General features: G+C 69.9%; 17 protein-coding genes and 2 pseudogenes. 12 read left to right on the forward strand and 7 right to left on the reverse strand.

The genetic code is table 11. The features are described from left to right. Positions 1-5: 5 nt before the first annotated feature. Positions 6-554 (reverse strand): hypothetical protein, encoded by a 549-nt coding sequence (locus CSW64_RS00995; RefSeq protein ID WP_245863794.1) that lies wholly within the window; start codon positions 552-554, stop codon positions 6-8. A 138-nt stretch (positions 555-692) separates the two neighbouring features. Between CSW64_RS00995 and coaBC the strand changes: the two genes are divergently transcribed. The 4 genes from coaBC (at position 693) to CSW64_RS01015 (ending at position 4852) form a co-directional block, all read left to right on the forward strand. Continuing rightward, the gene (coaBC, locus tag CSW64_RS01000; RefSeq protein WP_099620341.1) at positions 693-1895 is read left to right on the forward strand and encodes a bifunctional phosphopantothenoylcysteine decarboxylase/phosphopantothenate--cysteine ligase CoaBC; all 1203 of its coding nucleotides are present in this window, start codon (positions 693-695) and stop codon (positions 1893-1895) included. 50 nt (positions 1896-1945) lie between these two features. Then, complete coding sequence (dut, locus tag CSW64_RS01005; RefSeq protein ID WP_099620342.1) at positions 1946-2401, forward strand: dUTP diphosphatase; 456 nt, start codon at positions 1946-1948, stop codon at positions 2399-2401. Between the two features lie 231 nt (positions 2402-2632). Continuing rightward, positions 2633-3862: an acetyl-CoA hydrolase/transferase family protein gene (locus CSW64_RS01010; protein WP_172448411.1), complete on the forward strand. Its 1230-nt coding sequence runs from the start codon at positions 2633-2635 to the stop codon at positions 3860-3862. 84 nt (positions 3863-3946) lie between these two features. After that, complete coding sequence (locus tag CSW64_RS01015) at positions 3947-4852, forward strand: phosphoribosylaminoimidazolesuccinocarboxamide synthase (protein WP_245863925.1); 906 nt, start codon at positions 3947-3949, stop codon at positions 4850-4852. Positions 4853-4992: 140 nt separating this feature from the next. On the opposite strand, the gene CSW64_RS01020 is transcribed toward CSW64_RS01015, so the two are convergent. Further along, a complete protein-coding gene (locus CSW64_RS01020) occupies positions 4993-6132 on the reverse strand; it encodes a CaiB/BaiF CoA transferase family protein (protein ID WP_099620345.1) in 1140 nt (379 codons plus the stop codon). Between the two features lie 186 nt (positions 6133-6318). On the opposite strand from CSW64_RS01020, the gene CSW64_RS01025 reads away from it, so the two are divergent. From CSW64_RS01025 to CSW64_RS22210, 6 genes and pseudogenes are all read left to right on the forward strand, one after another. Then, the gene (locus CSW64_RS01025) at positions 6319-8631 is read left to right on the forward strand and encodes a TonB-dependent receptor (protein ID WP_099620346.1); all 2313 of its coding nucleotides are present in this window, start codon (positions 6319-6321) and stop codon (positions 8629-8631) included. Between the two features lie 89 nt (positions 8632-8720). After that, a complete protein-coding gene (locus tag CSW64_RS01030; RefSeq protein ID WP_099620347.1) occupies positions 8721-9404 on the forward strand; it encodes a Fe2+-dependent dioxygenase in 684 nt (227 codons plus the stop codon). Between the two features lie 77 nt (positions 9405-9481). Continuing rightward, on the forward strand, positions 9482-11815 hold the full coding sequence (locus CSW64_RS01035) for an ATP-binding protein (RefSeq protein ID WP_099624065.1): 2334 nt from the start codon (positions 9482-9484) through the stop codon (positions 11813-11815). 69 nt (positions 11816-11884) lie between these two features. Beyond that, positions 11885-13540, forward strand: coding sequence for an MFS transporter (locus CSW64_RS01040; RefSeq protein ID WP_099624066.1), 1656 nt, complete (start codon positions 11885-11887; stop codon positions 13538-13540). Between the two features lie 68 nt (positions 13541-13608). After that, a pseudogene (locus tag CSW64_RS22205) lies at positions 13609-13956 on the forward strand (HPP family protein); the annotation flags it as partial. Positions 13957-14087: 131 nt separating this feature from the next. Next, complete coding sequence (locus tag CSW64_RS22210; RefSeq protein WP_245863795.1) at positions 14088-14702, forward strand: CBS domain-containing protein; 615 nt, start codon at positions 14088-14090, stop codon at positions 14700-14702. On the opposite strand, the gene modB is transcribed toward CSW64_RS22210, so the two are convergent. From modB to CSW64_RS22440, 4 genes and pseudogenes are all read right to left on the reverse strand, one after another. After that, the gene (gene modB, locus CSW64_RS01055) at positions 14699-15391 is read right to left on the reverse strand and encodes a molybdate ABC transporter permease subunit (RefSeq protein ID WP_099620350.1); all 693 of its coding nucleotides are present in this window, start codon (positions 15389-15391) and stop codon (positions 14699-14701) included. The two genes, CSW64_RS22210 and modB, sit on opposite strands and share 4 nt — an antisense overlap. Then, positions 15388-16290 (reverse strand): NAD(P)-dependent oxidoreductase, encoded by a 903-nt coding sequence (locus CSW64_RS01060; RefSeq protein ID WP_099620351.1) that lies wholly within the window; start codon positions 16288-16290, stop codon positions 15388-15390. Before CSW64_RS01060 ends, modB begins: the two co-directional genes overlap by 4 nt. A 6-nt stretch (positions 16291-16296) precedes the next feature. Then, a pseudogene (locus CSW64_RS22215) lies at positions 16297-16404 on the reverse strand (MliC family protein); the annotation flags it as partial. A 48-nt stretch (positions 16405-16452) separates the two neighbouring features. Beyond that, positions 16453-17040, reverse strand: a complete 588-nt coding sequence (locus CSW64_RS22440; RefSeq protein WP_425430384.1) for a c-type cytochrome — start codon at positions 17038-17040, stop codon at positions 16453-16455. Between the two features lie 91 nt (positions 17041-17131). Here CSW64_RS22440 and CSW64_RS01070 point away from each other — a divergent pair, with 91 nt between their 5' ends. Beyond that, the gene (locus CSW64_RS01070) at positions 17132-17602 is read left to right on the forward strand and encodes a (2Fe-2S)-binding protein (protein ID WP_099620352.1); all 471 of its coding nucleotides are present in this window, start codon (positions 17132-17134) and stop codon (positions 17600-17602) included. A 13-nt stretch (positions 17603-17615) separates the two neighbouring features. After that, positions 17616-19793 carry a xanthine dehydrogenase family protein molybdopterin-binding subunit gene (locus CSW64_RS01075; protein WP_099620353.1) on the forward strand — a complete coding sequence of 726 codons (2178 nt, stop codon included), beginning with the start codon at positions 17616-17618 and terminating at the stop codon, positions 19791-19793. Positions 19794-19839: 46 nt separating this feature from the next. Here CSW64_RS01075 and CSW64_RS01080 read toward each other — a convergent pair whose 3' ends face one another. Further along, positions 19840-21876 carry a TonB-dependent receptor domain-containing protein gene (locus tag CSW64_RS01080; protein ID WP_099620354.1) on the reverse strand — a complete coding sequence of 679 codons (2037 nt, stop codon included), beginning with the start codon at positions 21874-21876 and terminating at the stop codon, positions 19840-19842. Positions 21877-21919 lie beyond the last annotated feature (43 nt).

The raw sequence follows: 21919 nt of genomic DNA on the forward strand, positions 1-21919 counted from the left end.
CTCCGTCAGCCCCGTTCGCCGCCGCGATCCCCGGTCCGCTCCCGGTTCCGCCGCGCGCCGCCTTCGGCTTCCCGCGCCTTGACCTCGCGCCAGTAGTCCGAGCCCTCGCGGGGCTTGAACATCGTGCGCGGCGCGCCGTCGCGGGTGGCCACGGCGAAGACGTTGCCGGCGGGATCGTAGAGCAACCGGTCGCCGTTGCGGCGGGTCAGGGTCTCGACGCCCGCCGGCGGCCGGTTGATGAAGGCGTGGGCCTTGGCCACGTAGTCGTCCACCGAACCGGCGTTGAACGCCGCGCCGTCCCGCTCGAAATGCCGCCGGGCGTTCTCCTCGGCGGAATAGCGACGATTGGACGACCAGACCGGCTTGCCGTCGATCCTGCGGACCGCCTCGGGCCGCTGCCTGGGCGGCGGGTCGAATGCGGCGCCCGGCGTTTCGACGACCGCGCTCGCCGCCACAGGGGTCGGCGCGGCTTCGCCCCGCATAGGCACCGCTGACGCGCCGCCGTCGCATCCGGCGAGCAGAAGCGCGGCCCCGGCCACGATGGGCCAGGCCATTCTCAATCCGTCCATGAAAGCCCCCGTCATACACGTTAAAAGTGTTAACGAACGAATGCAGAACACAGGGTTGAACGTTTGTCCAGCCCGTTCCGGCGCCTTAAGTGACGAGGCTACGGCTAGAGACGAGGGTTCGGCTTGAGCGAGCGGCGGGTTCTTCTGATCGTCGGCGGCGGCATCGCGGCCTACAAGACGCTTGAGCTGACCAGGCTCCTGCGCAAGGCGGGCGTCGGCGTCCGGCCGATCCTGACCAAGGCGGGCGCCGAGTTCGTCACGCCGCTGTCCCTGTCGGCCCTGTCCGAGGACAAGGTCTACAGCGAGCTGTTCTCGCTGACCGACGAGGCCGAGATGGGCCATATCGAGCTCAGCCGCTCGGCGGATCTCGTGGTGGTCGCGCCGGCGACGGCCGACCTGATGGCCAAGGCCGCGGGCGGCCATGCCAACGACCTGGCCTCGACCACGATCCTCGCCACCGACAAGCCGGTGCTGATGGCGCCGGCGATGAACGTGCGCATGTGGCACCATCCCGCCACCCAGCGAAACCTGGCGACCCTGCGGGGCGACGGCGTCAGCTTCGTCGGCCCCGACGAAGGGGCCATGGCCTGCGGCGAGTTCGGTCTGGGCCGGATGGCCGAGCCTCCGGCGATCTTCGACGCGATCATGGCCATGCTGGAAGGCCCGGCCGGGCGGCCGCTGGTCGGAAAGAAGGTGCTGGTCACCGCCGGCCCGACGGCCGAGCCGCTGGATCCCGTGCGCCTGCTGACCAACCGGTCGAGCGGACGCCAAGGTTTCGCCATCGCCGCTTCGCTGGCCGCTCTGGGCGCAGAGGTGACCCTGGTCGCCGGGCCGGTCAGCCTGCCGACCCCGCCGGGGGTGAAACGGGTCGACGTGGAGTCCGCGCGTGAGATGCTCGCCGCCAGCCAGGCCGCCCTGCCGGTCGACGCCGCGGTCTGCGTCGCCGCGGTCGCCGACTGGCGTCCGGACGAAGCCTTCGGAGTCAAGCTGAAGAAGGGCAAGGACGGCCCGCCGCAGCTGCGGCTGGTCGAGAACCCTGACATCCTCGCGACCCTGGCCGTCGACAATCCGCAGCGGCCCAGGCTGGTGGTCGGCTTCGCGGCCGAAACCAACGACGTGCTCGAACACGCCCGCGCCAAACTGGCCCGCAAGGGCTGCGACTGGATCATCGCCAATGACGTCACCGAGCCTGGCGTGATGGGCGGGAGCGAGAACGCGGTGATGCTGGTCACCAAGACCGGCGTCGAGCGCTGGGAGCGCGAGGCGAAGGAGAGCGTCGGCGCCAAGCTGGCCGCCCGCATCGCCGAGGCCCTGATCCAGAGCTGACCGCCCCGTCGGCTCCACCCTGTCTTCAACCGATCGTTCCGCGAGTTTCCATGACGCCGACCATTCCCGTCACCCGCCTGCCGCACGCCGAGGGCATTCCGCTGCCGGCCTACGAGACCGCCCTGGCCGCGGGCATGGACCTGCGCGCGGCCGTGCCCGAGCATGAGCCGATGATGCTGAAGCCGATGGCGCGGACGATGGTCCCGACCGGCCTGTCGTTCGCCGTGCCGGCGGGCTTCGAGGCCCAGGTGCGGCCGCGGTCGGGCCTGGCCGCCAAGGCCGGGATCACCTGCCTGAACACGCCGGGGACCATCGACGCCGACTACCGCGGCGAGGTGAAGGTGATCCTGATCAACCTGGGCGAGGAGGACTTCATCATCCGCCGGGGCGACCGCATCGCCCAGCTGGTGATCGCGCCGGTCGCCCAGGCGAGCTGGCGCGAGGTCGCGAGCCTGGAAGAGACGGCGCGCGGCGCCGGCGGCTTCGGCTCGACGGGCGCGGCCTAGAGGGGCAGGCCGAAGAAGCCGAGATAGCCCAGGAAGCCGGTGACGAAGGCCATCGCGGCGATGACCATGAACGGCTTGATCACGTCGAAGGGGTGGTCGGCGGTGACGCGGCGCATGACGCTGAAGGTCCTTGTGGAGCCGGGTATTCAACGCTTGAACACATCGGCGCCGCATACGGTTGCAGGCGTCGTCTGAACCGAGGGTGACGTGATTCGCCTATCGATGGATAAGTTGGCCGAGCTGCTCGCCTCCCGATTGAAACCGGGGGAGGGAAGGCTGTTCATTCCGGGCGGTCCGGGCGAGCCGCTGGGGCTGCTGGAGGCGTTTCGTCGCAGCCCCGACCTGGCCGCCGGGGCGACCTTCGTCGGACCGCATGTGCCGGGGATCAACCGCACCGACTGGGCCGGCCTGCATGCCGAGGCGCGGGCCGAGGGGACCTTCCTGTCCGCCGACTGGCGGCCCAGCTTCGAAGCCGGGCGGTTCGCCCTGCGCCCCCTCACCTGGCGGCAGACCTACGACTGGCTGGGCGAGACGCCGCTGGATCTGGCGGTCTTCGTGGTCAGCGCGCCGGACTCGGACGGCGAGGTGTCGCTGGGTGTCGCCAGCGACCTGGCCCCGGCGGTGCTGGCGAGGCCGGGTCTGCTCAGGGCGGCGATCGTCAATCCGAACATGCCGCACGTGCAGGGGGCGACCGTCCCGCTGTCGGCGTTCGATCTGATCGCCGAGGACGACACGCCGCTGCTGGGCTACGACGCCGGCGATCTCGATCCCGCTTTCGAGACGATCAAGCAGCGCCTGGCGGAGATCATGCCGACCGGCGCCAGCGTCCAGTTCGGGCTCGGCAAGGCCGGGGTCGCGGCGCTGCAGGCGCTGGACGGGCTGAAGGGCCTGCGCATCCATTCCGGCATGGTCACCGACCCGCTGCTGCCGGTCCTCGAGTCGGGCGCCTTGACCGAGGTCGTGACCGGCCTGGCCGCCGGTTCGCCGGGACTCTACGCGCGCTGCGCCGAGGACAGGCGGATCCGGTTCGAGCCGTCGAACGTCACCCATGACATCCGCGTGCTCGCCCAGATCCCGCGCCTGGTCGCCGTGAACTCCGCCCTGGAGGTCGATCTGCTCGGCCAGGCCAACGCGGAGTTCCAGGGCGGCCGGCAGATTTCCGGAACCGGCGGCCTGACCGACTTCCTGCGCGGCGCACGGTTGTCGGACGGCGGCCTGCCCATCCTGGCGCTGCCGGCCACGGCCAAGGGCGGGGCGATCAGCCGGATCGTCCTGCGGCTGGGCGAGGGGGCGGTGTCGGTCTCGCGCGCCGACGTCGGATTGGTGATCACCGAGCACGGCGTGGCCGATCTGCGCGGACGGACGCTGGACGAACGGGCCGAGGCGCTGATCGGCGTGGCCGCCCCCCAGCATCGCGACGGCCTGGCCGACGCTTGGGCGGGCCTGCGCCGCAAGATCTGAGCTACCGGACGGAGCGGTTCGAGGCTATTGGGGCGCCGTCCGCCGCACCGGCGGGACGCAGCGTGGAGACGGCCCGTGACCCTGATGATCCAAAGCGACCTGCCGCTGGACCTGATCGGGCGCGGCAAGGTGCGGGACATCTATGCCGTCGACGCCGACCGGTTGCTGCTGGTGGCGACCGACCGGGTGAGCGCCTTCGACGTGGTCATGACCGAGCCCGTGCCGAGCAAGGGCGCGGTTCTCACCCAGCTGAGCGCCTGGTGGTTCCGCCATCTGGACGGGGTGGTCGACCACCACATGCTGTCGGCCGACGCCGACGAGATCATCGCCGCCGTACCGGCTCTGGCCGAACATCGCGACGCCATCCTGGGCCGGGCCATGCTGTGCCGCCGGGTGACGGTCGTGCCGGTGGAGTGCGTGGTGCGCGGCTACCTGTCCGGTTCGGCCTGGAAGGAATACGCCGAGCGCGGCACTTTGGCGGGCGAGGCCCTGCCGGCCGGCCTGCGCAAGAGCGAGAGGCTCGATCCGCCGGTGTTCAGCCCAGCCACCAAGGCCGAGACCGGCCACGACGAGAACATCACCATCGCCCAGATGGGCGCCGCGGTCGGCGTCGACCTGGCGACTGAGCTGGAGACGTTGGCCCGCAAGGTCTACGCGACTGGCCGCGACCTGGCCGCCGAGCGCGGCCTGGTGCTGGCCGACACCAAGTTCGAGTTCGGCCGCGACGCGGCGGGCAAGGTCGTACTGATCGACGAGGTCATGACGCCGGACAGTTCGCGCTACTGGCCGGCCGAGGGCTGGAGCGTCGGCGAGGTCCCGCCGAGTTTCGACAAGCAGCCGCTGCGCGATTACCTCGACGCCGAGAAGACCGCCGGCCGCTGGAACGGCGAGGCTCCCGCCCCGGCGCTGCCGGCCGTGGTCGTCCAGGCGACGTCGGAGCGGTATCTGGACCTGTACCGCCGGATGACCGGCGAGGCGCTGAAGATCTGAGGGGCGGGACGCTCACTGCGTGATCCGAGACGCCGGGCTGAGGCCCGGCTCCTCACCATGACGAATGTGAGCGGCGCCTTCTGACTTCGTCATCCTGAGGAGCGAGCCCTCAGGCGAGCGTCTCGAAGGACGCAATGCGACTACCCCAGCAGCTCTTCCGTCTGTTCGCCCAGCTTGGGCGCGCGTCGGCCGGGCATGCGGTTTCCGTCGACCTTCACCGGCGCGGCCAGCATGTGCAGGCCCTGGGGGCGGTCGGGATGCTCCACCATGTCGCGCATGCCGATCTCGGCCACGAACGGATTGTCCAGCGCCTCGAACAGGCCGTTGACGGGGCCGAAGGGGACGCGGCCGGCGAACAGGGCGTGCCATTCCGCCGTGGTGCGGGTCGCGAACAGGGCGTCGATCGCCTCGGTCAGCGCGGGCCGGTTGGCGCGACGGGCGGCGAGGTCGGCGAAGCGCGGGTCGGCGACCAGGTCCGGGCGTTCGGCGATCGCGCAAAGCTCCAGCCAGAACTTCTGCGTCATGCACATCAGCTGGCCGTAGCCGTCCTTGGTCTTCACGCGCTGCACCGGCGCGAGCGAGGGGTGGGCGCCGGCGGGCAGGCGGTCGGTCGGATGGCGCTCGTTCATCGCCCAGATCGCCGGATAGCTGAGCTGGTGCAGGGCGACGTCGAACAGCGACACGTCGATGTCGCAGCCCAAGCCGGTCGTCCGCGCCGACAGGACGCCGGACACGACCCCGAAGGCGAAGGTCGAACCCGTCATGAAGTCGATGATCGAAACGCCCATCCGCGCCGGCGGGCCGTCCGGCTCGCCGGTCAGGCTCATCAGCCCGCACTCGGCCTGCATCGGATAGTCATAGCCCGGCCAGGCCTCGCGACTGTTGCCCCGGCCGTAGGCCGACAGGTGGCCGCAGACGACAGCGGGGTTGATCGCCTTCAGGGCCTCATAGGTGAGGCCCAGCTTGACCGGCTGGTCGCCGCGCAGGTTGTTCACCACCGCGTCGGCGCCCGCCACGAGCCGCTCGAAGTCGGCGCGGCCCTGGTGGGTCTTCAGCTCGACCGCGGCGCTCTTCTTCGAGCGTGAGAAGGTCTGGAAATACTGGCTGTCGTGCTCGCCGAGCATGAACGGGCCGGTGGGACGCGAGGCGTCGCCGCCCAGGGACGGGCTCTCGATCTTGATCACCTCCGCCCCGAGTTCGGCCATCAGCTGGGTGGCGTAAGGACCGGCTCCGAAATGTTCGATCGTCAGCACCCGCACGCCTTCGAGAGGCCGTCTCATGTCGTCTTCCCCTGTTTTCTTCGGGCTAGGCGCGGGACGAGGACCGGTCAAGCGGTGTCGCTGTTCTGCAACAGTCTATGAGTTGCGAACGATTCTCATTGCAAGTCTGAAATGCGAGGCATAAGAACGCCTCGCAGTCGCACCCTTGCTGGGAAGGGGGCGGCGAAGACTGGGGATACTCGACCAATGCGATCCAACACCCGCGCCGGCGTGACCGCCCGCGCCAAGCGCGCCCTGAGCGTGGCCGCCGTCGCCGGCGCCGCCGGCCTCTCGCTCGCGCCCGCCCTGGCTCTGGCCGCCGACGCGACCGCCGCCGACGCCGATCAGCCGACCGACGTCTCGGGCGTCGATATCGTCGGGGCCAAGGGCCATGCGCCGTCCTCGCCGAAGCTGACGGCCACGCCGCTCGATACGCCCCAGACCATCACCGTCGTCTCCGATCGGACGGTCCGCGATCAGAACCTGATGACTCTGCGCGACATCCTGACCACGGTGCCGGGGATCACCTTCGGCGCCGGCGAAGGCGGCGGCGGCTACGGCGACAGCATCAATCTGCGCGGCTATTCGGCCAACAACGACATCACCACCGACGGGCTCCGCGACAGCGCCCAGTACACCCGCAGCGATCCTTTCAACCTGCAGCAGATCGAGGTCGTGAACGGGGCCAACTCGGTCTATTCGGGCGCCGGCTCGCTGGGCGGCTCGATCAACCTGGTCAGCAAGCTCCCGCACGCCCGCGATACGGCCCTCATCACCGGCGGCCTGGGCACGGACGGCTACGGTCGCCTGACCGTCGACGCGAACAAGGTGGTGGCCGACGGGATCGCCGTCCGGCTGAACGCGATGAAGCACAAGAACGACGTGCCGGGCCGGGACGTCGAAACCTACGACCGCTGGGGGATCGCACCCTCGGTCACCTTCGGCGTCGGCGGTCCGATCGAAGCGACGCTGTCCTACTTCCACCAGGAAGACGACAACACGCCCGAGTACGGCGTGCCCTACGGCTCGAACATCATCGTCAACGGCCCGCTGCCGGGCGTCGATCGGTCGACCTACTTCGGCTACCGCAACATGGACCGGCAGAAGACCCAGGTCGACAGCCTGACCGGACGGGTGCGCTGGACGTTCAACGACAACATCACCCTGTCGAACATCAGCCGTTGGCAGAAGGTGACGCAGGATCTGCTGGTCAACCCGCCGCAGGGGACCTGGTGCCTGAACAACGGCTTCAGCGCCCAGCCGTCGACGACCTTCCAGCCGGTGGCCTGCACCCCGGCCGGCAGCTACACGCTTTCCGGTCCGCGCGGGAACATCCGCGACACCGAGAACCAGCAGTGGGTCAGCCAGACCGACGTGAACCTGAAGTTCGACACGTTCGGCTGGAAGCACAACATGGTGGTCGGCTTTTCGATCTCGCACGAGACCTACGACCTCACCACCGGCAACATCCAGCGGACCACCGCGGGCGTCGCCCCGGCCTATCCGCAGATGACGCTCCGCAACCCGGTCAACGTCTACACCGGCCCGCGGAACTTCTTCCTCAGCGCGATCAGCGAAGGCGAACTGAACAACCAGGCGCTCTACGTCTTCGACACGGTCGAGCTGAACGACCAGTGGCAGCTGAACGGCGGCCTGCGCTACGAGAAGAACGACGGCGAGTTCATCAACACGCCCTACACCGTGGTCGGCGGCGTCGCGACGCCGGGCGTCACCACCCGGGCCAAGAGCGATGAGAACCTGTTCTCGTTCCGCCTGGGCGTCGTCTACAAGCCGGTCGAGAACGCCAGCCTCTACCTGGCCTACGGCAACACCGAGACGCCGTCCCAGGGCACCGTCAATGGCGGCTGCTCGGTCACCACCAACCCCAACTGCGACGTCGATCCCGAGGAGGGCGAGGTCATCGAGCTGGGGGCCAAGTGGGACGTGTTCGACAGCCGCCTGTCGCTGACCGGCGCAATCTTCCAGAACGAGCGCAGCAAGTTCCGGGTCAACGACCTGACCACCAACCTGCCTCAGCAGCTGGACGGCAAGTCGCGCGTCCGCGGCCTGACGCTGGGCGCGGCCGGCCAGATCAATGAGCGCTGGACGGTCATCGCCAACTACACCTACCTGGACAGCGAAATCCTGCAGAACGTCGTGGACGGGGTGCTCGACGCCCAGAAGGGCGACCCGCTGCCCAACACGCCCAAGCACGCGTTCAACCTGTGGACCAGCTACATGATCACCGACAAGATCATGGTGGGCTACGGCGCGACCTTCTCGGGCGAGTACGCCTTCCAGCGGCCGACCGGCTCGACGGCGCTGTACCACGCGCCGAGCTACTGGGTGCACAACGCGGCGGTCACCTGGACGGCCACCGACAACATCAGCCTTCAGCTGAACATCAAGAACCTGACGGATGAGGAGTACTACACCCGCATCCGCTCCGCGAACGGCTTCGGCTGGGCCACGCCGGGCGACGCCCGGTCGGCTCAAGTCACCCTGAACTACCGGTTCTAGTTTCCTCCGATCCTCCTCTCGGAACCGGTTATCCTGCGCCCCGTCCCTCTCCGGACGGGGCGACTTTCTTTCCGCAGGAACCCGCCGTCATGATGCTTCAGATTCCCGGGGTGCTGACCAAGGACGAGGTCGCCCGGATACGTGCGCTGATCGACGCGGCGGGCTGGGTCGACGGCGGCGTCACCGCCGGCTTCCAGTCGGGCCTGGCCAAGCGCAACCGCCAGCTGCCGGAGGAGAGCGCCGTCGCTCGGGAGGCTGGGGCGGTCATCGTCGCGGCCCTGAACCGCCACCCCCTGTTCGTCGCGGGGGCGTTGCCAGCCAGGATCTTTCCGCCGCTGTTCAACCGCTACGGCGTCGGCGAAACCTTCGGCGACCATGTCGACAACGCCATCCGCCAGACCCGCGACGGGGCGCTGCGCATCCGCACCGACCTGTCCGCGACTCTGTTCCTGACCGAGCCCGAAGCCTATGACGGCGGCGAGCTGACCGTCGACGACACCTACGGCGTCCACCAGGTGAAGCTCGAGGCGGGGGACCTGATCCTCTATCCGGCCTCCAGCCTGCACCGGGTCGAGGCGATCACTCGCGGCGAGCGGGTGTCGTCCTTCTTCTGGATCCAGAGCCTGGTCCGCGACGACGCCCGCCGCGCGCTGCTGTTCGACATGGACATGGCGATCCAGCGGGCGGCTCAGACGCTGGGCCAGGGCGACCCCTCGATCGTCTCCCTGACCGGCGCCTACCACAACCTTCTGCGGATGTGGGCCGAGCCCTAGCGCGCCGCGCGCCGCGAACGTCCCGTTCACCTTTGCTCCTCCAATCTCGAAACGGGGAAGCGAATGGGATGTCCGGGATGAAGACCGGCGACAGAAGAAGGCGGCGGCAGGCCGGCGTCGACGCCGCGACCGCGCGCTGGTTCTTCGACAACGCCATGGACATGTTCGCGGTGGTCTCGCCCGCCGGCGTCTTCGTCGACGCCGGCGCCGGCTGGGACAAGACCACGGGCTGGACGCGCGAGGACCTGGTCGGCCATCCCGTCCTGGACTTCGTCCACCCCGACAGCCAGGCCGAGGCCGCCGACACCGTCCGACGCCTGCGGCGCGACGGCGAGGCGACGAACTGCCTGCAGGTGGCCTGCAAGAACGGGGGCTGGCTATGGCTGGAAGGTCGTTCTCGGCTGGGGCCCGGCGGCGAGTTGATCGGCATCCTGCGGGACGTCACCCGGGAACGGCGCGAGAAGGACGAGCTCGAGGCGGCGCGCCGGATGCAGTCGATGCTGTCCGAGGCGGCCGGGCTCGGGACCTGGAGCTACGAATCCCGGGAACGCCGGATCGAATGGTCGCACGACATCCTGGCGATGAGCGGCTGGTCGGCCGAGGACATCGCCGAACCCGAGCGCTTCTACGAGCTCATTCCTCTTGAGGACCGCGAGGCCGTCAGGGCCGTGTTCGCGGCGGGAGTCCTGAAGGGAGTCGGCGCCACGATCGAGCATCGCCTACAGACCCGCGACGGGCGCTGGCTGACGATGCGGGCCACCTTCCGCACGGAGCCTCGAGGCGGAATCTTCGCCCTCAAGGGCATCTCCCAGAACGTGTCGGAACTGGTCGAGGCCCGGGACGCCGCCCGCGCCGGCGAGGCTCGGGTCCAGGCGCTCATGGAGCGGGCGCGGATGGACGCCTGGCGCCAGGAGCTGGCGCTCGACGCGGCCGAGGCGGGGGCCTTCGAGATCAACCATCTGGCGCGGACCTTCTGGGCCAGCGAGACCTTCTTCCGGGTCGTCGGTCGGCGGATGAACTACACTGACGTCGCCCAGACGGTCTGGCCCTTCGTGCATGCCGAGGATCGTGAGCTGGTCAGCGCCGCGAACCGCCGCTGGTCGCAGGGCGAAGAGAACATCTCGATGGAGTTCCGCATCCATCACGGCGAGGGCGTCGAGCGTTGGGTCCGGGTGTTCTACCGACTCGACCGACCCACCCGGCGGGGTGTCGGCCTGGTCCTCGACATCGATGCGCGCAAACGGCAGGAGCTGGCCCTGGTCGAGGCGCAGCGGGCGGCGGAGACGGCGGCCGAGGCCAAGGCCCGGTTCCTGGCGAACATGAGCCACGAGATCCGCACGCCCATGAACGGCGTCATCGGCGTGCTCCACCTGCTCAAGAATGAACCGGTCAGCGACGAAGGTCGCCGACTGTTGGACGAGGCGCTCAGCTGCGGGGCGATGCTCTCGACGCTGCTCGACGACGTCATCGACTTCGAGCGGATCGAAGCCGGCCGGCTGGATCTTTCGGAAGAGGCGGTCGAGGCCGCGGACCTGGTCCGCAGCGTGATCCGTCTGCTCGAGCCCCAGGCTGCGGCCAAGGGGCTGACGCTGGCCCTCGACGAGGCCGAGGCATTGGGCTGGGTCTGGACCGATCCGGTGCGTTTGCGGCAGTGCCTGTTCAACCTGATCGGCAACGCGGTGAAGTTCACGCTGGATGGCGGCGTGCGCGTCCGCTGCGAGCGGCCGGCGTCCGATCGTCTGGCCTTCATCGTGGAGGACACCGGCGTCGGCATCCGGCCGGAGGCGCAGGTGAAGCTGTTCGAGCGTTTCCACCAGGCCGACGCGTCGGCGACGCGGCGCTTCGGCGGCTCGGGGCTCGGTCTGGCGATCACCCGCCGCCTGGCGGAGATGATGGGCGGCTCGGTGAGCTTCGTCTCCACGCCCGGCGCGGGCTCGACCTTCCGGCTGGAGATCGCCGCCCAGGTTGCAAGTCCGCGGGCCGCGGACGCCCAGGCGGAGAGCAGGCTGCTCGAAGGCTTGAAGATACTGGTCGTCGAGGACAACGCCACCAACCGCACGATCGCCTGCAAGCTTCTGGAGACGCTCGGCGCGATCGCGCACACGGCGGCGGACGGCTTGGAGGGGGTTCAGGCCGCGACGGCGGGCGGCTTCGACCTGGTCCTGATGGATATCCAGATGCCCGGCATCGACGGCTTGGAGGCCGCTCGGCGGATCCGGGCCTTGCCGGGCCCGGCGGGTGTGACTCCCATCGTGGCTTTGACCGCGAACGTGCTATCCCACCAGCGTCAGACCTATCTCGCGGCCGGGATGGACGGCGTGGTCGGAAAGCCGATTTCGCCCGCCGCCCTGTTGGCCGAAATCGCCCGCATCGCATCCCCGGCCGACGTTTCGGAGACCCACGTCGCGTGAACGCCTTTTCCCCGGTCGCGGGCGTGCTAGACCTGCGGTCGACACAGGGGGAACGGGGACATGGCGGATATGACGGCGGAAGCGCCGCGCGCCCAGGATGAACAGCCGGCGTCGATGCGTACGGTGGTGGCGGCGTCATCCGCCGGCACCGCGTTCGAGTGGTACGACTTCTTCGTCTTCGGGGCGCTGACCTCGATCATTGGCAGGAACTTCTTCGCCGAGCTGGGCGAAACGGCCGGAGTCCTGGCCGCGTTGGCCCTGTTTGGCGCGGGTTTCTTCTTCCGGCCGCTGGGGGCGCTGATCTTCGGCCGCATCGGCGACAAGGCCGGCCGCAAGGGCGCCTTCCTGATCACGGTGGTGCTGATGGGGGCGGCGACCTTCGCCATCGGCCTGCTGCCGACCTACGGCCAGGCGGGCTGGGTCGCGCCGGTGCTGCTGATCCTGATGCGGATCGTGCAGGGCACCGCCCTGGGCGGCGAATACGGCGGCGCGGCGATCTATGTCGCCGAGCACGCCCCGGCCGACAAGCGGGGCCAGATGACCGGCTGGATCCAGACCTCGGCGGCGTTCGGCCTGTTCGGCGCGCTGATCGTGATTCTGGTCACCCGCACGATCGTCGGGGAAGAGGCCTTCACCGCCTGGGGCTGGCGAATTCCGTTCCTGGTTTCGGCCGGCCTGCTGGTGGTCTCGATCTTCATGCGGCTGAAGCTGTCCGAAAGCCCGTCGTTCCAGAAGCTGAAGGAGAGCGGCGAGGCGACCAAGGCGCCGTTCAGGGAAGCCTTCGGCCAATGGAAGAACCTCAAGACGGTCCTGTTGGCCCTGACCGCCATCATGTTCGCCCAGGGCGCCGTCTGGTACTGCGCCTTCTTCTACATGCCGGTCTTCCTGGAGCGTTTCCTGAAGGTCGACCCAAAGACGGTGAACCTGCTGATCATCGCCGCCACCGTGGTCAGCGCGCCGCTGTACGTCTTCTTCGGCTGGCTGTCGGATAAGGTCGGCCGCAAATGGGTGCTGTGGGGCGGGATGACGCTGGCGGTCATCGCCTTCTTTCCCGGCTTCCACCAGATGGCGCGCTACGCCAACCCGGCCCTGGCCGAGGCTGAGGCCCGCATGCCGGTGGCGGTGATCGCCGATCCGGCCACCTGCAGCCTGCAGTTCGACCCGGTCGGCAAGGCGCAGTTCGTGACCTCCTGCGACATCGCCAAGGCCGCTCTGGCCAACGCCGGGATATCCTACGAGAACCGCGAGGCCCTGCCCGGGGCGGTCGCTTCCATCACGGTCGGCGGCGCGACCGTGGCCTCGTTCGAGGGCGCGGGCCTGGGCAAGGCGGAGCTGAAGACGGCCAAGGCCGGCTTCGAGGAACGTCTGCAGACGGCGCTGGCCAAGGCCGGCTATCCGGAGAAGGCCGATCCTGAGCGGATGAACCTGTTCGGGCTGTTCGGGGTGATGCTGATCTTCGTGGTCGCGGCCACCGCGCTCTACGGGCCGCAGGCCTCGACCCTGGTCGAGCTGTTCCCGACACGGATCCGCTACACCGCCTTGTCGCTGCCCTATCACGTCGGGACGGGTTGGGTCGGCGGCTTCGTGCCGTTCAGCGCCTTCGCCATCGTGGCGGCGACCGGGAACATCTACGCAGGCCTCTGGTACCCGCTGCTGTTCACCCTGGTCAGCGTGGTCTGCACCCTGTTTCTGCTGCCGGAGACGCGCGGGCGGCCCCTGGACTGAGGGTTTCTGGAGGCGGCCGCAGAGTTTCGGAGTCCCCTGGCGCGCCGCGTTCTGGCATGGACGCCGCCATGTCGTTCGACCTGCGGACCCTTCTGCGCGGCCATGCGCCCATCAAGCTCGCCGACGCTCTGCGCGGCGGCGCAGGGGCGTTGCTCGGCATCGCGGCGGTGGGGTTCCTGGCGCGGCTGGTCCATGACCATGCGGCTTCCTGGGTTCCGCTGATCGCCGCGCCGATCGGCGCTTCCGCGGTCCTCGTCTTCGCCGTGCCGGCCAGTCCGCTGGCCCAGCCGCGCGGCGTGATCGGCGGCAACCTGATCGGCGCGTTGGCTGGTGTGGCCTGCGGCCTGTTGATCCCGGTTCCGTTGCTGGCGGCGGCCGTCGCGGTCGGTGCGGCCATTGTCGTCATGTCGCTGCTGGGCTGCCTGCACCCGCCCGGCGGCGCGGTGGCCTTGGGCGCAGCGCTGGCGGCGCCGGCCGCCGGCCCGCCGCCCTGCCGGACACCGTCGGTCTCGTCGGGCTCTGCTCGCTGCTGCTCGTCGCAGCGGCCATGCTCTACGCGAAGGTGTCCGGCCGGTCGTATCCGCACCGCGTCGCCCCGCCGGCGAACGTTCACGCCACGACCGACCGGCCGCCATCCGAGCGGGTCGGGTTCACGCCCGCCGACCTCGACCGCGCCCTGGCCCAGTACGGCGAGTTGCTGGACATCGGCCGCGACGATCTCGACGCTCTGTTCCGCCAGGTCGAACTGCAGGCGCATCGCCGCATCCATTCGCGGATCCGCTGTGGCGACGTGATGTCGACGGACGTGAAGGCGGTGGACGCCGACCAGTCCGCCGAGACGGCTCTGGCCTTCCTGCGCGCTCACGACCTGCGTACGGCTCCCGTGATCGACGGCCTGGGACGGGTGGTCGGGATGGTCCGCCGTGCCGAGCTGGTGGCCGGGCTCGGCCGGCCGGTCGGGGCGCTGCTCGATCCGTTGGTCCGCCGCGTCCAGCCCTCGACCGCCATCGAGGCGCTGCTGCCGATCCTGTCCAGCGGCGCGGCGCATGAGGCGATGGTCGTGGACGAAGCCCAGAGACTGGTGGGCGTGATCACCCAGACCGACCTGCTGGCGGTCCTCTATCGCGCGCACGTGGTCGAGTCGGTGGCGAGCGCGGCCTAGCCGCCCCGCGTGCGGCGCTCGACGGCGCGGCCGACCGCGTTGGACGCCAGAACGGCGACGAAGGCGATGGCGGTGGCGACGCCGCACAGGATCATCGCCCGCTGCTCCGCGCCTGGAATCTGGACCGCCTGGTAGATCGCGGTGGGCAGGGTCAGGGTCTCGCCCGGGATCGCGGCGGCGAAGGTGATGGTGGCTCCGAACTCGCCCAGCGCCTTGGCGAAACCCATGATCACCCCCGCGACGATCCCCGGCGCCGCCAGCGGCAGGGTCACCCGGATCGTCCGCCTCAACGCGCGCGCGCCGAGGGTGAGGGCGACCTCCTCGACCTCCGGATCGATGGCCTCGATGGCCAGGCGGATCGGGCGGACCATCAGCGGGAAGGCCATCACCGCCGCGGCCAGGGCGGCGCCGGTCCAGTCGAAAGCGAAGACGACGCCGATCTTCGACAGCGGCTCGCCGATCGGGCCGGTCCGGCCGAACAGCAGCAACAGGACGTAGCCGGTCGCCACCGGCGGCAGGACCAGCGGCAGATGCACCAGGCCGTCGAGCAGCGACCGGCCCACGAAGCGGCCCCGCGCGAGCAGCAGGGCGACCCCGAAGGCGACCGGCAGGGAGAAGACCGTGGCCGCCGCCGACACCTTCAGCGACAGCAGGACCGCGGCCAGGTCGTCGGGGGTCAGCAGGGTCACGTGCCGGGCGCGGCCAGCAGGACCTCGACCTCGATCCCGGCCTCGACCAGGGCTCTGAGGTCTTCGGGACTGGGCGGGGCGACGACCAGCCTGACCACTTGCCGGCCCCCCCGGACCAGCGCGATCAGCGCTTCGGGCGTGGCCTCGGCCTCTGTCAGGCGGCCGGCGTCGCGCCGGGCCATGGCCAGGATGCCGGGCTCGACGCCCTCGGGAACGACCAACACATCCGTCTCGGCCAGGACCCGGCCGGCGCGCAGGGTGATCAGGTCGGCGGGGCCGCGGCCGGCCACGAAGCGGACGCGACCGCCCGGCGCCTCGCCGCTCCCGAAGGCGTCCAGGCTTTCGACGAACAGCCGGTCAGCCTTGTCGACCTCGCCGGCCATGGCGGCCTCGGCGGCTGGGCTGGACAGGGCGTCGCGCAGGAAGCTGCGGCGCAGGGGCAGGTCGGGGATGGCGGCGCGGACGGCGTCCTGGTGGCGGCGCAGCAGCGCGGCGACCCGGCCGGAGCCTTCCGGCACCCGCGATTCGATGGCGTTGCGCAGCAGCGAGGCCAGCATCGGCGCCGAGCCGGCCGTGCCTACCGCCGCTACCACCTCGCCGCGGTCGATCACGGCGGGGGTGTGGAAGTCGGACAGCGCCGGCTTGTCGACCACGTTGACCAGCACCCGGGCGGCGCGGGCGGCGGCGGCGGCGGCCTGGGCGAACAGTTCGTCGCCGGCGATGAAGGCCAGGCTGGCGCCGGCGTAGGCGCCGGGCAGGAAGGCGTCGGGGCCCTCCAGCCGGACCAGGGTCGCGGGCGAGCCGTCGAACAGCCGCGCCTTGGCCTCGGCCGCCTCGCCGGTTCCGGCGACGACGACCTTGCGCCCGGCCAGCGGGAAGAAGGCGGGAAACGCGTCCAAACCCGGTCAGCCCTCCCGGCAGTTGCTGTAGGGACCGCCCGGGAAGCCGGACAGCATCGCCGTCTCGCCCTTGCCCCAGATCTCGTAGGCGCCGGCGGCGTAGCGGGCGCCGCTGGCCGAGCGGGCGGGGCAGCGACTTGGTCACGCCGCCGGCGGTGACCTTCACCTTGTCGCCGGGCTGGTTCCAGGCCGCGGTGAACCGCTTGCCGCCGTCGCAGCGATAGGCGAGCGGGCCGCTGTTGGTCCCGGGCGCGGCTGGACCGTGGCGCAGCCGGCGGCGGCGAGCCCGAGGCCCGTGATCGCGGCGATGGCGAGGATGCGGCGCATGGCGATTCCTACTTCTGAGTCTTCAGGTAGCCGATGATCGCCTTCCGCGCCTGCGGTTGCGCCACACGGTTGAAACATTTTTCGTGCCCGGGGGCGTAGGTCGCCGGGGCCGTCAGATAGGCGTCGAGCGTCGCGTCGGTCCAGGTCCCGCCCTTCTTCGTCAGGCCGGCGGAGTATTGTGTAGTCCGGCGCCGAGGCGGCCTTCCGCCCGGTCACGCCCTTCAACGTCGGGCCCATCGGGGAACTTTTGCCGGTCACCGTGTGGCAGCTCTTGCACTGGGCGTTGACAGCGCCTGCCCGTCCTGGGCGACGGCCGGAGCGGCGAGGGCGGAAGCGACGAGCATGGCGAGGATCAGGCGCATGACGGGTCTCCAGCGGCGCACGGACGCGGCGCCTGAGAAGCCTAAACGCGAAGCCGAAGATTTCACTGGCCGCCCAAGGCGCTTAACAACGTTAAGATGGGGCAGGGTCGCCGGTCCGGCCGGCGAAGATGAAACGCCATCGAGGAGCCGCCATGCCCATCGCGCTTCAGGTCAACGGCAAGTCTGTGAACGTGACGGCGGCGGAGGACACGCCGCTGCTCTGGGTCCTGCGGGACGAGCTTTCGCTTACCGGCACGAAGTACGGTTGCGGGATCGCCCAGTGCGGCGCCTGCACCGTGCACGCGGACGGCCAGCCGATCCGGTCCTGCTCGACGCCTATCGGGGCGTTGGCCGGCGTGGCGATCACGACGATCGAGGGGCTGGGCGGAACGCATCCGCTGCAGGAGGCCTGGGTCAGGGCGGACGTGCCGCAGTGCGGCTACTGCCAGTCGGGCCAGATCATGAGCGCCGCGGCCCTGCTGGCCGAGAAGCCCAAGCCCAACGACGCCGACATCGATGCGGCCATGGCCGGAAACATCTGCCGCTGCGGGACCTATCAGCGCATCCGCGCGGCCATCAAGGACGCCGCGGCGACCCCGGCGCCCACGCCGGTCAAGGCCTAGGGAGGGGATCGTCATGAACGCGCATGTGAAGCTCGACGCTCCTCAGGGGCCTTCCCGCCGCGACGTGCTGGTCGTCGGCGCCGTGATGGCCGGCTCCAGCCTGCTGGTCGGCTGTTCGGTGGGCGAACTGCTCAGCGTCGGCGCCAAGACCGAGTTCGGCGCCTTCGGACCCTTCATCAAGATCGCGGAGGACGGCGCGGTCACGGTGATCTCGAAGCACATCGAGTTCGGCCAGGGCAACCACGCCGGCCTCGCCGCCATCGTCGCCGAGGAGCTGGACGCCGACTGGGCGAAGGTGAAGGTCGAGCAGGCTCCCGCCATCGCCAAGGTCTACGCCAACCTCGGCATGGGCGTGCAGGGCACCGGCGGCTCGACGGCGATCTCCAACAGCTGGGAGCAGCTGCGCAAGGCCGGCGCCGGCGCCCGGGCGATGTTCGTTCAGGCCGCGGCCGCCAAGTGGAGCGTCCCGGCCGACCAGATCACCGTCAAGGACAGCATCGTCAGCGGCGGCGGCAAGAGCGCGACCTTCGCCGAGCTGCTGCCTGACGCCGCCAAGATCACTCCGCCCGAAAGCCCGACGCTGAAGGACCCCAAGACCTTCACCCTGATCGGCACCGACCGGGTGCGGCGCAAGGACAGCCGGGCCAAGAGCACCGGCGAGGCGCGCTTCACGATCGACGTGAAGGCCGAGGACCTGATCACCGCCATGGTCGCCCATGCGCCGCGTTTCGGCGCCAAGGTGAAGAGCTTCGACGCGACCGAGGCCAAGAAGGTGGCCGGGGTCATCGACGTGGTCGAGATTCCGAGCGGCGTGGCCGTGCTGGCCGACAACACCTGGGCTGCGCGCCAGGGTCGCGACGCCCTGAAGGTCGAATGGGACGAGACCGAGGCCGAAAAGCGCGGCTCGGAGCAGCTGATGGCCGAGTTCCGCGACATCGCCGCGGGCAAGGGCCCGACCGATCTGAAGTGGACGCCTTTCGACTCGAAGGGCGACGCCGCCGCCAAGGTCGAGGGCGAGACGGTCGAGCTGGCCTACGACTTCCCCTACCTGGCCCATGCGACCATGGAGCCGATGAACTGCGCGGCCCAGATCAAGGACGGCAAGACCAGGCTGACCTTCGCCTCGCAGATCCCGACGGTGGACCAGCTCAACACGGCCAAGATCGTCACTGCCCTGCCGGGGTCGATCGAGATCGAGACCCTGTTCGCGGGGGGCTCGTTCGGGCGGCGGGCGACCTTCCAGTCCGACTACGTGGTCGAATGCGTCCACATCGCCAAGAAGGCGGGCAAGGGCCGGCCGGTGAAGCTGGTCTGGACCCGCGAGGACGACATGCACGCCGGCTACTTCCGGCCGATCGTCCACCATGCGGTGAAGGTGACCCTCGACAAGGACGGTTATCCGGCGGCCTGGCGGCATCGGATCGTGACCCAGTCGATCATGAAGGGTTCGCCCATGCCGATGGGCGAACTGGACGAGACGGCGGTCGAGGGGGCCAAGGGGTCGCCCTACCTGAAGGCGACGCCGGTCGTGGACGCCCAGGTCGCTCTGCCCGAGGCCGGCGTGCCAGTGCTCTGGTGGCGGTCGGTGGGGGCGACCCACACCGCCTACGTGATGGAGCACACCATCGACCAGCTGGCCCGCAAGGCCGGCAAGGATCCGGTCGCCTACCGTCGGGCGCTCTACGAGAAGGCCGGCGCCAAGCGGCATCTGGCGGCGATGGACCTGGCGGTCGAGAAGGCCGGCGCGGCGCCGGCGGGCGCGTCCCGCGGAATCGCCGTCCATGAGTCGTTCGGCTCGGTGGTCGCCCAGGTCGCCGACGTGGCCCTGGCCGAGGGGGCCGAGCCCCGGGTCGTGAAGGTGGTCACCGCCATCGACTGCGGCGTGGCCGTCTCGCCGGACCAGATCGCCGCCCAGATGGAGGGCGGGATCTGCTACGGCCTGTCGGCGGCGCTGTACGGCGAGGTGACGCTGAAGGACGGCGCGGTCGAGCAGAGCAACTTCGACAGCTACCGCGTGCTGCGGATCAACGAGGCGCCGGTGGTGGAGACCCACGTCGTCCCGTCCGGCAACGCGCCGAGCGGGGTGGGCGAGCCCGGAACCCCGGTGATCGCGCCGGCGGTGGCCAACGCCATGCTGGCCGCCGGCAAGCCGGCCGTCCTGCGCCTGCCGTTCGTGCGGCAGGCTGTCTGACAGGGACGAGGGCCGGGGCGTTTGGGGGCCGCCCCGGCCCTCCCACCTAGAAGCTCGTCCGAAGACCGAGCACCAGGTTTCGGCCACGCAGAGGGGCGACGTGGCCGATGAACGAGGCGTGGTTGAGCGCCAGCTCGTCGAGCAGGTTGGTCCCGCGCAGGAACAGTTGGCTGTCGAAGTTGGCGACCTTGAAGTCATAGGCCAGGGTGGCGTTGACCATGTCGTAGCCCGGCGTCGCCTTCTCGAAGGCGGCGATCCGATCCTGGTCGAAGACGTGGATGTACTCCAGCCCGCCCGACCAGGGGCCCTGGGCGAAGTCGCCGCGCACGCCCAGCCGTCCGGCCGGGATGCGGGGCAGGTCGCCGCGGTCGCCGTCCAGTTCCGCCCGGACATAGTCGCCGAACACCGCCGCCGAGACGGCCGGGGTGAACTGATGGCGCACCTCGCCCTCGACGCCGGTGAAGGTCGCGTCCGCCTGGGTGTAGCGGATCAGCCGGAAGTCCTCGAACCGGTCCAGGGTGTTGGCGAAGATGTAGCCGTCGTAGACGTAGCGATAGAGGCTGGCCGAGAAGGTCGTCGGGCCCTCGGTCTTGCGCAACGACAGCTCGATCGACTTTGAGGTCTCGACATCCAGCTTGGCGTCGCCCAGCTCGTAGGTGTTGGTCGCCAGGTGGATGCCGCGGGCGTAGAGTTCCTGGGCCGAGGGCGCGCGCTGGGATCGGGCGATCGACACCGAGGCGACATAGCCCGGAGCGAAGGTCCAGCCGGCCGAGAGCGCGGCGGAGAAGGGCTGGTGGTCCGTGTCCGGTTTGCTCCGGGCCGTCGTTTCCTGCCACTCCTGGCGCAGCGAGCCCTCGAACGACCAGTCGCCGGTCTTGAAGGTCTCGAGCAAGAACAGGGCGTTGTTGGTCGTGCGGCTGGGAACCAGGAAGGATTCCTTCCCGACCGCCGCGAAGTCGCTGCGCGAGACCTGGACGCCGACCACGCCCCGGAAGCCGGCGATCGGCTGATGCTCGACCTCGACCCGGGCATCGTAGCCCTCGTTCGTGAAGGTCGTGTCGATCTCGCCTTCGTCCAGCTCGTGATGGCGATAGTCGGTGTAGCCGCCGCGGAAGCGAAGGCGGGCGACGCCCGGCAGCGGGTCGCTCAGTTCGCCGCGCAGATCGATGCGCCGGCTGAGCAGGTCCACGGTCGGCGCCGCGCCGTGTTCATGGTCGTGGTCATGATCGTGATCATCGTCGCCGTGATCGTGGCCGCCGCAGTGCAGGCTGGAGCCGTGCGGGTGGCAGTCCTCGTACTCGTGGCTGTGGCCGGGCAGACCGTAGTCGCTGCGCTGCTCGGTATAGGCCGCGCCGAGATAGCCGCGCGAGCCGATCCAGGAGAGGCCGACGGTCGCGGTCGAGGTGTTGTTGAAGGAGCCGGCCAGGCGGCTCTCCTTGGAGTCCGGGATCTCGTAGTCCCGCGTACGACGGCCGGCGAGTTCGATCCGCGCCGCCAGGTTTCCGGCGCCGGCGGTCAAGCCGATGACGCCGGACTGTTCGCGATCGGCAGTGCCGAAGCGGACCTCGGCCGCGCCTTCGCCGACGCTCTCGGGGATAGCGGTCGGGATCTTGCGGTCGATCAGGTTCACCGCCCCGCCGATGGCGCCGCCGCCGTAGAGCAGGGCGCTGGGGCCGCGCAGGACCTCGACGCCCTCGAGCAGCAGCGGCTCGCCGGACACGGCGTGGTCCGGAGAGACCTCGGAGGCGTCGATCAGGCCGGCGCCGTCGCTCAGCACCTTCACGCGCGGCGCGGTCTGGCCGCGGATCACCGGACGACTCGCGCCGCCGCCGAAGGTGTCCGAGTTCACGCCCGGCAGGCCGCTTAGGGTTTCGCCGAGGGTGGACTGGCGTTTCTGGACCAGCGCGTCGCCGCGCAGCACCGACACGCTGGCGACGATGTCGGCGTCGTCCCGACGCAAAGGGTCGGCGGTCACGATGACAGCGTCGACCTGGGCCGCCGCGTCCGCGTTGTCGTCGGCCATGGCGCCGGTCGCCAGCGCAGAAAGGCTGGCCGCGCCGAGAAGAAGTGATCTGATGGGCATCGCGGGCTCCCCGATTTGGAATGACGGGAAGCTATTATGTTAT

Source organism: Caulobacter mirabilis, assembly GCF_002749615.1.
In the GTDB taxonomy this organism is placed as follows: Bacteria; Pseudomonadota; Alphaproteobacteria; order Caulobacterales; family Caulobacteraceae; genus Caulobacter; species Caulobacter mirabilis.